This is a genomic window from Peribacillus sp. NPDC006672, from assembly GCF_050274955.1.
Lineage (GTDB): Bacteria > Bacillota > Bacilli > Bacillales > DSM-1321 > Peribacillus.
In genome coordinates this window covers 201,860-215,722 of sequence record NZ_JBNNOR010000007.1, presented here as the reverse complement: position 1 = coordinate 215,722, position 13,863 = coordinate 201,860, and the positions used below count along the sequence as shown (strand labels likewise).

Genomic DNA, 13,863 nt, shown 5'->3' with positions numbered 1-13,863 from the left:
CTCGGAATACTCGTTTCAATCGGAGAACTTTTTTATGCTTGATGCAAGCACCTCGGTTACGTAATTCTAGGGCGATGCGGCGATACACAAAACGCCCTTTATGCATGGAAAATCTCTTCGATAAAGGATTTATTTCTGTGTATTTATCCTCAGCCCGACGTTTACCCAATAATAGAACGTACTCCTTACCATGTTAGAAATCGATAGAATTTCAAATTTAAATCAAATTGTAGTTCATGGATTACTTTCATTTTGTCTTTCTGTGGAAGGCTTCCTTTTCGTGAACGAAGGAATTCAACTTTTTAAGATAGGCATTCTCTGCACGTAAGTATTTTAATTTGGCTAGATGTGCCTCTTGAGAGCCTTTAGCTTGCGATGGTTTTCTTGGTTTCTTTTTTTAGGCCACTTTTTACACATGTTTTTTTGTTACGGTATTTTATATGTAATAATTTTGCTTGTTATTCAATTCTTTAAAAATGAGAGCTATTCCTTGTTCAAGTTTTTGTATATTTGTATTGGAAACGTTTATCTTTAATATTTTTTCCTGGTGAAAACCATCTATATAATTTTGACCTATCGTCTCTACCAGTACTTGTTGATTTTGTAAGTTTTTGATGAGGTGAGCACTATTTAAACGATGAGGCAGTATGATATGAGCGTTCATACATATGGATGATGGGCGATAAAAGCCTTGAGCAGAGTGCTTTTCTAGAGCATCATATAGCAATTTTGCACGCCCTAGATAGGACAGACGTACTTTGTTTCTATGGCGTTCAAACATACCGCTCTTTATATAGATTTCCAAGGCTGCTTGTGAAATCATTGAACTATCAATATCCGCTGTTCTTTTATATAGTTGAAAGCTGACCGCTAATGGTTTAGGCAATACCGCAACACCTATGCGCAATCCTGGAAACATTATTTTAGAGAAGCTTTTTAAATAAATGACCATGTGATGAGTATCCCCGGAAAAAATGGGGTCTACCTTCATATTCTCTTCGAAATCTGCTAAATAATCATCTTCTACAATATAGACACCATACTTTACAGCAAGTTTTAGTATCTCTTCTCGATCCTTTTTAGAATAAGAAGTCCCTAACGGATTATGGAAACGAGGCATCGTATAAAAGAATTTAATTTTCTGACTGCTGAAAATCCGCTCTAATTCCCCAAAATCAATACCTGCTGCTGTTCGTTGGATTCCTAGCACGGAAATCTTGTAGGCTTTCAATTGCTCCACAAATAGATGATAACTAGGCTGTTCAACAAGTATATGGGTACGTTCATTAGGAAATGGGATGAGCGTTAATAAGGAAAGTGCTTGTTGCACGCCAGAAGTAATGAAAATCTGTTCTTCTTTTCCGAATACCTGATACTGCTCTAATTGTTTTTGTATCACTTTAATTAAAGTGGGTAGTCCTTTTGGAGTGCCATAGATAAACAATTCTTGCTGATACGTATCGATGGCTTTGTTGATACAATGTTGAAAGTCATGATACGGAAATTGATGCCAAGAGGGGGCGGAAGTAACAAAGTCGATTTCCGCTGTTGGTTCACTTTTACCATCAAATTCTTTTTGAACGACATAATATCCACTTTTAGGAACCGCGTAGATTAAATGCCTTTTTTCCAATTCTTGCAGGGCTTTCAAGACTGTACTTTTACTATATTGATGTTGTTCGCTTAATCGACGAATCGATGGGAGTTTAAAGCCAGCTTTCAGCTGTCCATTTTGGATGAGAGATTCAAATTCATTAAACAAAGCTTCGTATTTTAACATGAATTCCTCCTAAAAACTGTACCGTTACAGATGCTTCTTATTTGTATTGTATCGTAGTGAAGCTTTTAATACGATATTAACAACCGGCCGGGTGTTAAAAAGGAGGATTGACTCAATTTGCCAGAACAAAAAAAAGTCTATTTTGCGGCGATACTATATGCTTTTATTATTGGATTTTCATTTATTTTTACAAAAATATCATTAATGGAAGCGAGTCCGCTAGATATATTGGCACATAGATTTACGATGGCTTTTTTGATCGCGATAATTTATAAGCTGTATAGGAGAACATCAGTGGAAATCAGTGCAAAGGATACTTTGAAAATTCTTCCGTTGGTGCTCCTTTATCCAATTTCATTCTTTACCTTTCAAGTGTTTGGTCTCGTATATACCTCATCTTCAGAGGCGGGTATTATCCAAGCGACCATACCAATTTTCACGTTATTATCAGCTTCATTATTTTTGAACGAATATGCGGGTAAAAGTCAAAAATTTTTCCTTTATTTATCTGTGATGGGGGTTATCTTTATCTTTGTCATGAACGACTTGCAACTTGAGGCCCATAGTCTGAAAGGAACGATACTGATTTTATTATCCTCGATTGCTGCCGCTTTCTATAATGTGGTAGCAAGGACATTAACAAAGCAATATTCACTATTTACGTTAACTTATGTGATGACGTTCTTTGGTTTTGTTGCTTTTAATAGTATGGCCATCATCAACCATATAATTAATCAATCAATTAGTAGCTTTTTTTTACCCTTAACAAGTAGTTCATTTCTCATTTCAACCGTATATCTTGGTGCATTATCGTCACTGCTTACTGGTTTTTTATCAAACTATGCATTATCTATATTACCTGCCTCTAAAATGAGCGTTTTTAGTAATTTAGCGACATTGATTACGATCATAGCTGGGGTAATTTTCTTACATGAAACCATTCACTATTATCACGTTGTAGGTGCAATGATTATTCTTGTTGGTGTAATCGGCACGAACTATTTTGGTGGAAATCGGTCAAAGCATATTAGTAAGACTATTGCCGAGCCTTTGATGAAAAGGGAGGTAAAGTGAATGAATAAATATGTGTTGTTACTCTTGATTAGTGGTATATGGGGATCTCAATTCTTCTTTATTGCATTAGTTATAGATGATGTTGGGGTTATTACTTTGTCAGCCATCAAAGCATGTATAGGTAGTATCTGTTTACTTTTCATTGGTTTGTTTTTATCGAAAGAAGAGCGAAGAGTAAATAAGAGTTATTATAAATGGTATATAATCATTGCGGTTTTCGAGGTTGTACTGCCATTCGCGTTTATTGCACAAGGGCAGAAAACGGTGCCTAGCAGTATCGCAGCGATGCTGATTGGAATGGTTCCTGTCTTTACCATCCTCTTTTTAATAGCATTTTTCAAAAGAAAAAGCACAAGGCCGGAGATTACAAGTATCCTATTCGGATTCGCAGGTATTGTTTTCGTATCCTGGCCAACACAAGGATTCCAAACCTTTTTTAATAGTATTCAGGGTAGTATTCTATTGATATTGGCTGCCATGAGTTTTGGATTATCATTGATTATCATGGAGAAATTAAACGAAGGATCTTCCGTTATTCATATGAGAAATGTATTACTGATTGCCAGTGCATTTCTAATCCCCATGTCCCTTTTGTTTGAGCAATCATTCAAATTGGATTTAGAACGATCTCAATCTATTTACTTAGTCATTTTAGGCATTTTCCATGCAGGTGTTGTTTATGCATTATTTAATAAGCTGATTCGGCAAGAAGGCGCGTTATTTACTTCATTTAGTAATTATTTAGTGCCTGTCATAGGAATGATTTTAGGCTTTTTCTTTTTACATGAAGTGTTGTCTATTCATCAGTTGGTTGGAATGGGTGTTATTATGATGTCATTAGTTTTATCGGACGAAAAAATAATAACCAAGTTGATAAGAAAGTAGTATTTTATTATATATGCTCTGGTCCGTTAGCTTTGTACAAATAAACGCAGTAATTTTAGAATTCGTAAAAATGGTGATGCCAAAGTGAGTAAAGGGAGCTGGTTTAATTTATCTTTGTAAGATGGAATTTTTGATAGAGGTAGCATAAGAACTACAAGCCATTTTTTTATTAACTAGATTCTATATCGGCGCTATTATGTATTTCAATTATGGAAGAAGAAGCAATCTACTGAGGTTAAAGCAGATGCTTCTTCTACTAAAAGGGGGGAACTGATTTATTATTGCTAACCAGAAATAAATCCTTATGTTTTTTATTCTGCAATAGATAGTGAAGCTTTTTTCTCCATCTTCATTATAATAAATCCACTCCAGGCAAACATTAAGGATGCAAGATAAAAGATGCTCCCAATCGTTAAAAAGTCGACTAAATAACCGGTTGCAATCACGGCAGCTGCAGCACCAATGGATGTCCAAACATGGTAGTTTCCAATTTCCTTACCCGCTGTAGTTTTCTTAACATACCTTGCAAGTACCGTTTTTTCAGTATTTTTTTGAACAGCGCCAAGCACCCCCATAATAATTTGCAGGAGATAGACATGCCAAATTTCATATGCGAGAGGAAAGGCAAGAAGGATTAGTGCCATCCCCCATGAATAGATAAGGAGAAATGCTTTGTCACCGGATTTATCAGTTAATTTTCCGATTAAAGGGTAACTAAGTGCTGCAGTCAGTGAGAATATGCCATATGCCCATCCGAATTGCGAATAGCTGGTACCTACATTTTTGATTAGCAAAATATAAAAAGGGAAGATCATGCTGGCGGCCATTCCAACAGTGCCTTGGTAAAAAACGAAACGTTTATAATTCATGGATGGTACTCCTCATAGAAAAGATTCATGAAGCGGTTATCAGGATCATATTTCTTTTTTAATTGAAAGAATTCCTCAGTACGAGGGTAAGCTTCAAATAATTGTGTCTTGGTTGGATACCCATAATAGGGCAAATAGTAGCTGCCATTATGGTCAAGCGTCACATTGATCATGTCGCGGATGACCCTTTCCGTATTTTCCTTACTTTCGTTATCTATCCCTTGATTGATGAGCATTACAAGAGCGAACATATCATCTTTGGCATAGGACATGAGTGATTCATCATTATGTTCCACATAACGAATGGTAATATTTAATAAATTAAAATCTTTTTCATCTAATAAAGTTTTTCTTAGATCATCGATATAATCAGCAAATTGATCTATCGGAACGAAGTATTCTTGCAGCACTTCAGTTTTGGAGGGATTGCTGTAATCCATAAAGGCAGAGTCCGACCGCATCACATTGTTCCTGGAAACCAAGTTACCATCAATATTGGCGGTGTAGGTCTCTTGAGTTTCCCAAAACCTATTTTTACCCCAGTCATTATAACGCGATAGACCAAGAAAGAATTTAGGCACGGCAACGATCGTTTCCCGTTTAAGAGTATTGTAGTTTGATAGCTGCGCTTGGTCATCTGCCCTATAATAATCCGTTACATACATTTCGTCCAAATAGGAGCCAGGAGCAACAGATATTCTTGCCAGATGCATTTTGACATCATCGTTTTGAAGAACATCACTTTTAAAATACGATGTATATTCATCATAATGGAGTGATTTAGTTTTAATTTTATAAAGTTCGTCATCGGTAAGGTGGAGGGTCACATCAAGTATCACTCCAAACAAACCATATCCGCCAATAACCGAAGAGAAGAGCTCCGGATTTTCTTTTCGGCTCACCGTCAGGATTTGTCCTTTTGCGTTAAGCAATCTAAAAGATTCCACGGTTTCTATCAAGGCATGATGACGGATATCGCGGCCATGGACATTAACGCTCAAAGAACCGCCTATGGTAAAAATGTTTTGGGATTGACTGACCTTCAGTGCAAGTCCATATGGGTTGATATATCCCTGTAGATCAGCCCAGGTTGCTCCGCTTTGGACCGTGATGCGTTTTTCTTTTACATCCAAATCAAGGATTTTATCATATTGCTTCATATCAAGCAGAATCCCTTTTGGATATAATGTCTGTCCCCCTTGGCTATGCTGCATTCCGGCAATGGAAATGGGATCATCATTTTTTGCAGCTTCCAAAACGACCTTTTTGATTGCTTCTTCACTATCTCCTGCCTTTATCGCTTTCATTTTAACTGGCATCAGCCGGCTTATATCTTCTGCAATAGGGTGGTCAAGCTTGAAATGGAAGGCCTGCAGGGAAAGACCAAATAATATTGCATATAGGATGATAAAGAAAAATCGTTTCATATAATTAGCTTTCGACTCCTCGTTAAATCTGTATGACACTCAAGTGAAATAATAAAAATGTATGAACTTTATAGAATAATTTAGTTACTCCACCAATCAGTGAGATTGCTGGGATTAATATTCATTTAACAGTCAGCAGTTTTTAAATTATGTATTGGTTCTCATTTCAGTCCATTAATGATTGTTTCGGTTTGCGGTATGGATAATGATTCCAAGCTTTTTTCTGAGTTGTTTAATCCCCAATGATAGATGATTCCCATCAAGCTTTGGGTGATAAGTGTTGAAATTTCATTTACTGATTGGTCAGAGCCAATGCTGTTTTGTTCTTTCGCATCTTCAATTAATGAACGAATAATTTGGAAGAGTGAGCGATTTGAATTTGAAAAGTAAGTATGTTCTTTCAAATCTAATGCGGAACTGTAAATCACTTTCATTAAATCTTTGCCCATTTCTTCTTCCAGAAAACACATCAATTTCCGTATGAAAACAAACAATTTCTCGGTAGAGTTCATATAAATCGGTAGGGAATGGAAGAATTCGCGATAGTAATCATCGACTTCTGTGAACCTTACTAAAAAAATATCCGATTTCGCTGAAAAGTGTTGGCAAAATGACCCTTTTGACGTGCCGCTTTTTTTCACGATTTCGTCAACTGTAACTTTATCATAACCTTTTTCGCTAAATAGCTCTAAAGATATTTTTAAAATTTTTTCACGAGTCTTTTGTCCCTATGCTGTTTCTTTCTTGGTTCAATCATGGAAAAACCTCCAAGGAATAATTGACAGAATATTCCTGCGTAGTTTAATATCAGACTACAGTCTGGTTAGAGAGCAGATAGTCTATATAATTGTGAATAATCACAACGCTTTCTTCATTTTATTAATATATTATGAAAGCGCTTTCTGACGTTCCGGATCATGTAGGGAGGGGTATTTTTACCCTGAGGATATGAACTCGTTTAATAATATTGTTGGGTTCAATGAATGTAAATGGAGGGGAGGTGGTATGGGGGTAATTTGATGGTATAGGGGAATTGAACCAAAAAGTCGGGGAGCAAGGAAAGGATCAGCAGTAATCGCATGTTTTTGGGGAAAGGGTAGCTTGAAAAGGGAGGAAATAATCATGAATCATTTTAGTGGAGAAATAGAGAAAAGAACGATTAATAAAACGATGAGACGCATTCTTCCATTTATCTTGATCCTTTATATCATTGCTTACTTGGACAGGGTCAATTTAGGCTATGCTGCTTTACAAATGAACGCAGAATTAGCCTTATCCGCTGAGGTTTTTGGATTGCTTTCCGGTATTTTCTTTATTGGCTATTTCTTCTTTGAAGTTCCAAGCAACATGATCATGCATAAAGTGGGAGCTCGGATATGGATTGCCCGTATAATGCTTTCGTGGGGACTTGTGGTCGTATTAACAGGTTTTGCGCAAACAACGATGCACTTATACATTCTCCGTTTTTTATTAGGTGTCGCCGAAGCTGGGTTTTTCCCTGGTATAATTTTGTATTTAACTTATTGGTTCAGGGCCCGCGAAAGAGGACGGGCAACAGCGGCCCTGCTTTTAGCTTTACCGATTGGCGGATTGATTGGTGCACCTGTGTCGACATGGATTCTTGACAATATTTCCTGGTTCGGTATGGCAGGGTGGAGATGGATGTTCATCCTTGAAGGCATCCCGGCCATTATTATTGGAGTTGTTGCTGTTTTCTATTTAACTAATAGACCCACTGACGCTAAATGGTTATCTAAGGAAGAAAGCGTTTGGTTAGAAGGTGAGTTGAGTGCTGAAAGAAAAGTAAGCTCGAAAATAAATAAAGTCACTAAGCTTGATATGCTAAAAGATTCGAAAATCTGGAAGTTGGCACTTTTTTATTTCGCTGGGTACACATCTATCTATGGATTGTCATTCTGGATGCCAACCATCATAAAATCTTTATCGGAAAATGCAACAACCAATTTAGAAATAGGCTGGTTAGCGATGATTCCTCCGTTAGTGGGTATACCTGCGGTTATTTTTGTTGGCTGGAACTCTGATCGGACGAATGCACATAAACCACACTTGCTCGTTTGTCTCCTGGTAGCAGTTATCGGATTTATCGGGTGCGGCTTTTCAGATGGTGTCTTTATGATGGTGCTGATGTTAACGATTACATCATTCGGGTTATACGGGTTCAGTGGATGTTTCTTTGCCTATATGACATTTTTCTTCACTGAGTCCACTGCACCCGTTGGAATAGCTCTAGTCAATTCATTTGCGGCATTAGGCGGTTTTGTAGGACCGATGATTCTTGGTACTGTTGCATTTTCTCAAGGTATGTTTATTTTATCAGGATTACTTGTGATAGGAGTCATCACTCTATTATCATTAAAATTGTCAAGTGCTCCAGAAGAAAACAAAATAAAAGAAGTTGAAGTCAATATTAATCATTTATAACAGATCCAACTGAAAACTAAATGGAAGCATTAAATGGTCTAAAAAAAGAAACATCATTGGAAACCACATGTTTCTATGGTGTTTTTTTAAATATTTTCATATAGTTATACCGTTAATAATGTGTTAAATATGGTACTTTCCTTAGATATAAAATACAGTTTGAGCATGTCAAAATTAATCTTAGAGCAGCTTCTGCTTAATATGACTTGTTTGAAGTATTCAACGGGATTAGAATGGAGATTAGATACAAGTTACTTTGTAAAGACCAGGGATTTCCTTTTCTTTCAAAGGCTGACTTCATATTTATTAGATGAAAGGAATATGAGGTGGGAATGGGGGGATGATGTGGAAATTCATTTGGTGGCAAAAGATGAGATTGAAGCTCAAGGAATTCGTTGGATAATCGAGTCGCACCTAACGGGAGTTAGACTGATCTTGTGGAAAACGATTGAAGAATTTGAAAAGGGCATTCGTAATAAGCAACCGGAATTCGTTATTTTGGATATGGATATTTGGACGGATGAAAGTGAGGCGATGGGTGTTTCGTTAAAACGGAGGGGAATTCGATGGTTAGGCATTTCGTCTGAGCGAATCTTTCAAACAGCATATCGGGCCTTGCGTTTTCGTGCGGAAGATGTCCTATTCCGTCCTTTTTCTTCAGCGGATTTGGTAAAGCATATCCAACAATTGCGTTTTCAATTAAGAAATGATCAAGGTCTTTTCTTGACAAACGCCATGGATGGTGAGAAAACACTTGATATTGGTTATCCTGATTTCTTCTTGACAGACCGGAAGCATGAAAGTCGAATAACCATGGTGGCCTTTTTGACACCTGATAACAAGACCCTTCCTTTAGTTTATGATGAACTGCAACGATATTCTTTTACTGGGAAAAATCAAACCTTCGCTTTATCGGATTTTATTTTATGCGTCCAGGAAACAAAGGAAATTGATGTATATAAGGAAGAATACCAAGCGTTCCTGGCTCACTGGAAAGAAAGAATGGATGAGCCTCTTGCCATCATAATAAAAGCGGCAAATCCTGATGAATCTTTAAAAAGGATGTACCAGCAAACACGTGAATTTACAAGACAAATCTTTTTCGATGGATATGATATCATTTTAGCCGAAAGTCAACAAACCTCGCCTCAGGAGATGGATCCATTCCTCACTCCCCTTGAACAAAGACTTTGGATAGAAATGCTCGAAAGACGGGATGCAAAAGCCATCAGGAACTGGATCGAACGTGAATTCCTTACTTTTCAACAACCATACCCTGACCCGGAAATCGTTCGGATTCGCCTTACAAGCGTATTAGCGCAGATCCGCAGGCATATGAAATCATACAATTTGCAAAATGCTTCTCTAGAAGCAATATACTATGACGTATTTCAGCAAATCGTACATAAACCAGTCATTCATCAAATAGTAAAAGAACTGCATGCGTTCACCACCCATTTACTTCTGCAGGATCATGGGCAATTACAGGAAGGGGCTCGCACACTTAGCGAAAAAGCAAGAGAGCTGATCGAGTCCAACTATTGGGACGCCCAGTGGAATCTAGCAACCTGTGCAGATACTCTGCGTGTCAATAAAAGCACACTAAGCCGTCGTTTTGCGGCTGAATCCGGCGAGTCTTTTCGCAATACGCTGCATCAAGTTCGAATTAGGGAAGCTAAACGTTTATTAAAGGAAACGGATTTATCATTGGAGGAAATCGCACAATTAGCCGGTTATTCACATCAAACTTATTTCAACGCCAAATTCAAACTTCTTGAAGCTTGTACACCATCAGCTTATCGGTCTGGATTATAAAAAGGGACGATTCAGTATATTGAATCGTTCTTTCAGAATGTAGACAAACTCGATGAAAATTGAGTTTGTCTACATTTTTTTTTGGCTTGTACAATAATTGAACGTTGATTGGAACGTAGGGGCACTCGCTTTCCGCGGACGTTGAATCCACACATGTGAAAGCCAGTGAGAATGAGCAGAAATTTGAAAAGAAAATCGTTCGTAAGGAAACACGTGCGTATCAAGGACAATTCATTTATATTGAATCGTCCTTTTTAAAAGTTTTTAATATTATTCATAAAAAAGTGAAGTTAACTACAAAGTATTGATTTATTTTATAAAATAATCATTAAATTATAATAAATTATTCTGAATTTTTCATATAGAATGAAAATATAACAAAAACAAGGAGGAAATAAAAATGAACACGATTACAAATAAGGTTATCCGCTATACAGGTACTGATTTGCATACGAAAGGATGGCAACAAGAGGCAGTGCTTAGAATGCTTATGAATAATTTGGATCCTGAAGTCGCTGAACGTCCAGAAGATTTGGTGGTATACGGAGGGATTGGGAAAGCGGCTCGTAACTGGGAATGCTTTGATGCAATCGTCAAATCACTAAAAGAGCTTGAAGAAGATGAAACTTTATTGGTCCAATCAGGGAAACCGGTGGCCATTTTTAAAACGCATACGGATGCACCACGTGTCCTGCTTGCAAATTCAAATATCGTCCCTGCATACGCGAACTGGGAAACATTCCATGAACTTGATAAAAAGGGATTGATGATGTACGGGCAAATGACAGCTGGTAGCTGGATTTATATTGGTTCGCAAGGAATCGTGCAGGGTACATACGAGACCTTTGCCGAGCTTGCAAAACAACATTTCAATAACTCGTTAAAAGGCACCATTACCCTAACGGCAGGTTTAGGCGGAATGGGAGGGGCACAGCCGCTAGCAGTTACGATGAACGGTGGTGTCTGTATCGGGATCGATGTTGATGAGACAAGAATTGACAGGAGAATTGAGACGCGTTATACCGATGTGAAAACAGATTCTTTGGATGAAGCCATTCGTTTAGCAACAGAAGCCAAACTTGCAGGGAAAGCATTATCCATTGGTCTGATTGGGAATGCTTCTGATCTTCTTCCTGAAATGATCGCAAGGAACTTTATTCCGGATGTCTTGACGGATCAGACGTCCGCCCATGATCCACTAAATGGATATACTCCTTCAGGCCTGTCAATGGAAGAGGCTGCAGAATTACGGAATGCACACCCAGAAGAGTATATTAAACTCTCTAAAGCTTCAATGGCCAAACATGTAAGAGCGATGCTTGAAATGATGGAAAAAGGAGCCGTGACGTTTGATTATGGTAACAATATCCGTCAAGTTGCGAAAGATGAAGGGGTAGAGAATGCTTTTGACTTCCCCGGCTTCGTTCCAGCTTATATCCGTCCCCAATTTTGTGAAGGTAAAGGTCCATTCCGCTGGGTGGCTTTATCTGGTGATCCAGAAGACATTTATAAAACAGACCAAGCGATTTTACGCGAATTCGCTGATAATGAACATTTGTGTAACTGGATCAGAATGGCTCAAGAAAAAATCCAGTTCCAAGGCCTGCCGTCCCGCATCTGCTGGCTTGGTTATGGGGAGCGCGCCCGTTTTGGTAAAATCCTCAATGATATGGTTGCAAGCGGTGAATTGAAGGCCCCGATAGTAATTGGGCGTGACCATTTGGATTCAGGCTCTGTTGCTTCGCCAAATCGTGAAACGGAAGCCATGAAGGATGGTTCGGATGTAGTGGCTGACTGGCCGATCTTAAATGCAATGGTGAATGCAGTGGGCGGTGCAACCTGGGTTTCCGTACATCATGGCGGCGGCGTAGGTATGGGTTACTCCATGCATGCAGGCGTTGTAATTGTGGCAGACGGCACCAAAGAAGCAGGAGCAAGGATTGAGCGAGTGTTGACAACGGACCCAGGGATGGGCGTAGTGCGTCACGTTGATGCAGGGTATGAACTGGCAGAGGAAACAGCCCGTGAAAGAGGAATTAATATCCCAATGCTTGATAAAGGAATTGATAAACAATGACAAAACCAATTTGGATAAAACATGCCACTCAGCTTGCTACGCTTACCTCTGAAAGGAAAGGTCCTCGTACCAAAGAGGGAATGTCGGAGCTTGGTTTGATAGAAGATGGAAGTATATGGATGGAATCTGGTTTGATCCAAGCTGTCGGTACGACCAGGGACTTGGAAGAACTATATGCAGATAGAATACATGAAGCTGAAGTTTTCGATGCTTCTGGTCATTTAGTGACGCCAGGGCTAGTTGATCCCCATACGCATGTTGTATATGGCGGGAGTCGTGAGCGTGAATTTGAAATGCGTCTCGAAGGTGCAACATATATGGACATAATGAACGGGGGCGGGGGCATTCATGCAACCACCCGCATGACCCGGGAAGCAAGTGAAGAAGAGTTGATGGAACAAACCACACGGCGTCTTGATTCGTTTCTTGCACATGGCGTGACTACAGTAGAAGGTAAAAGCGGTTACGGAATGAATTTGGAAACTGAGTTAAAGCAATTACGGGTGATGAAGAAGTTACAGGAGGAGCATCCGATTGACCTTGTTCCTACTTTTATGGGAGCCCATGCAGTTCCAAAGGAATATAAGGGCCGTGAGGATGAATTTGTCGATCATTTGATAAATGATATGCTTCCAATTGTCTCTGAAGAGAAGCTTGCTGAATTCAATGATGTATTTTGTGAAAAGGGGGTCTTTACCCCTGAACAATCGGAGCGGATTTTAAAGGCCGGAAAAAAATACGGCTTGATTCCTAAAATTCATGCCGATGAAATTGAGCCATACGGTGGAGCAGAACTAGCTGCCGAAATAGGAGCGATTTCAGCTGAACATTTGTTAAAGGCTTCTGATGAGGGGATTACTGCTATGGCTAAGTCAGGCACCATTGCCTGCTTGCTTCCAGCCACAGCTTTGTATTTAAGAGAAGATGCGGCTCCAGGACGCCGAATGGTTGATGAAGGTGTAGCAGTTGCCATTTCGACCGATTGCAATCCCGGTTCCTCGCCGACGACTTCTATGCCTCTTGTCATGAACCTGGCATGCATCTCGATGCGTCTTACCCCTGCTGAAGCACTTACGGCGGCAACATACAATGCTGCTTGTGCAATCAACAGACAAGAAAAGGTAGGTTCGCTTGAAGTCGGAAAACAAGCGGATGTCGTTTTATGGAACGTAGAAAACTATCAGGAATTGCAATATTTATTTGGTGTCAATCACGTTAAGTCCGTATGGAAAAATGGTGTGCAAGTAGTGAATGATAGGGTGAAGACTGAATCCAAAAGCCTGACTGGACTATAAAATTCACTAAAAGACGATAGACTATACCCATCGCCCATCATTAGGTTGACCGTATCTCTCATGAAATAACCATTTGATGGACTTCAATCAGTGTATCAGGAGCCTTTTTATATCCGCTGAAATTTCGGCGGATGTGAAAGGCTTTGATACCTACAACATGGGAAAAAACTAGATAAAGAGCAGCAATACTTACTGTTTT

The 13,863-nt window shown here is 38.9% G+C and carries 10 protein-coding genes; 6 read left to right on the top strand and 4 right to left on the bottom strand.

Annotated elements, in window-relative coordinates; genetic code table 11:
- Positions 1-436: 436 nt before the first annotated feature.
- Complete coding sequence (locus ACQKKK_RS13745) at positions 437-1,780, bottom strand: PLP-dependent aminotransferase family protein (protein WP_427616690.1); 1,344 nt, start codon at positions 1,778-1,780, stop codon at positions 437-439.
- A 117-nt stretch (positions 1,781-1,897) separates the two neighbouring features.
- On the opposite strand from ACQKKK_RS13745, the gene ACQKKK_RS13740 reads away from it, so the two are divergent.
- Together ACQKKK_RS13740 and ACQKKK_RS13735 are read left to right on the top strand one after the other, a co-directional pair.
- The gene (locus ACQKKK_RS13740; protein WP_427616689.1) at positions 1,898-2,854 is read left to right on the top strand and encodes a DMT family transporter; all 957 of its coding nucleotides are present in this window, start codon (positions 1,898-1,900) and stop codon (positions 2,852-2,854) included.
- A complete protein-coding gene (locus ACQKKK_RS13735) occupies positions 2,855-3,739 on the top strand; it encodes a DMT family transporter (RefSeq protein ID WP_427616688.1) in 885 nt (294 codons plus the stop codon).
- Positions 3,740-4,050: 311 nt separating this feature from the next.
- Here the strand turns inward: ACQKKK_RS13735 and ACQKKK_RS13730 are convergent, their stop codons facing one another.
- The 3 genes from ACQKKK_RS13730 to ACQKKK_RS13720 all read right to left on the bottom strand — a co-directional run bounded on the left by ACQKKK_RS13730 (position 4,051) and on the right by ACQKKK_RS13720 (position 6,733).
- Positions 4,051-4,608 carry an MFS transporter gene (locus ACQKKK_RS13730; protein ID WP_427616687.1) on the bottom strand — a complete coding sequence of 186 codons (558 nt, stop codon included), beginning with the start codon at positions 4,606-4,608 and terminating at the stop codon, positions 4,051-4,053.
- On the bottom strand, positions 4,605-6,035 hold the full coding sequence (locus ACQKKK_RS13725; protein WP_427616686.1) for an FAD-binding protein: 1,431 nt from the start codon (positions 6,033-6,035) through the stop codon (positions 4,605-4,607). The genes ACQKKK_RS13730 and ACQKKK_RS13725 overlap by 4 nt, the downstream gene beginning before the upstream one ends.
- Positions 6,036-6,196: 161 nt before the next feature.
- Positions 6,197-6,733, bottom strand: coding sequence for a TetR/AcrR family transcriptional regulator (locus ACQKKK_RS13720; protein WP_427616778.1), 537 nt, complete (start codon positions 6,731-6,733; stop codon positions 6,197-6,199).
- 424 nt (positions 6,734-7,157) lie between these two features.
- Between ACQKKK_RS13720 and ACQKKK_RS13715 the strand changes: the two genes are divergently transcribed.
- The 4 genes from ACQKKK_RS13715 to hutI all read left to right on the top strand — a co-directional run bounded on the left by ACQKKK_RS13715 (position 7,158) and on the right by hutI (position 13,664).
- Positions 7,158-8,477, top strand: a complete 1,320-nt coding sequence (locus ACQKKK_RS13715; protein WP_427616685.1) for an MFS transporter — start codon at positions 7,158-7,160, stop codon at positions 8,475-8,477.
- A 345-nt stretch (positions 8,478-8,822) separates the two neighbouring features.
- Positions 8,823-10,292, top strand: a complete 1,470-nt coding sequence (locus ACQKKK_RS13710) for a helix-turn-helix transcriptional regulator (protein WP_427616684.1) — start codon at positions 8,823-8,825, stop codon at positions 10,290-10,292.
- A 400-nt stretch (positions 10,293-10,692) separates the two neighbouring features.
- On the top strand, positions 10,693-12,369 hold the full coding sequence (gene hutU / locus ACQKKK_RS13705) for a urocanate hydratase (RefSeq protein WP_427616683.1): 1,677 nt from the start codon (positions 10,693-10,695) through the stop codon (positions 12,367-12,369).
- Positions 12,366-13,664 carry an imidazolonepropionase gene (hutI, locus tag ACQKKK_RS13700; protein WP_427616682.1) on the top strand — a complete coding sequence of 433 codons (1,299 nt, stop codon included), beginning with the start codon at positions 12,366-12,368 and terminating at the stop codon, positions 13,662-13,664. The genes hutU and hutI overlap by 4 nt, the downstream gene beginning before the upstream one ends.
- Positions 13,665-13,863 lie beyond the last annotated feature (199 nt).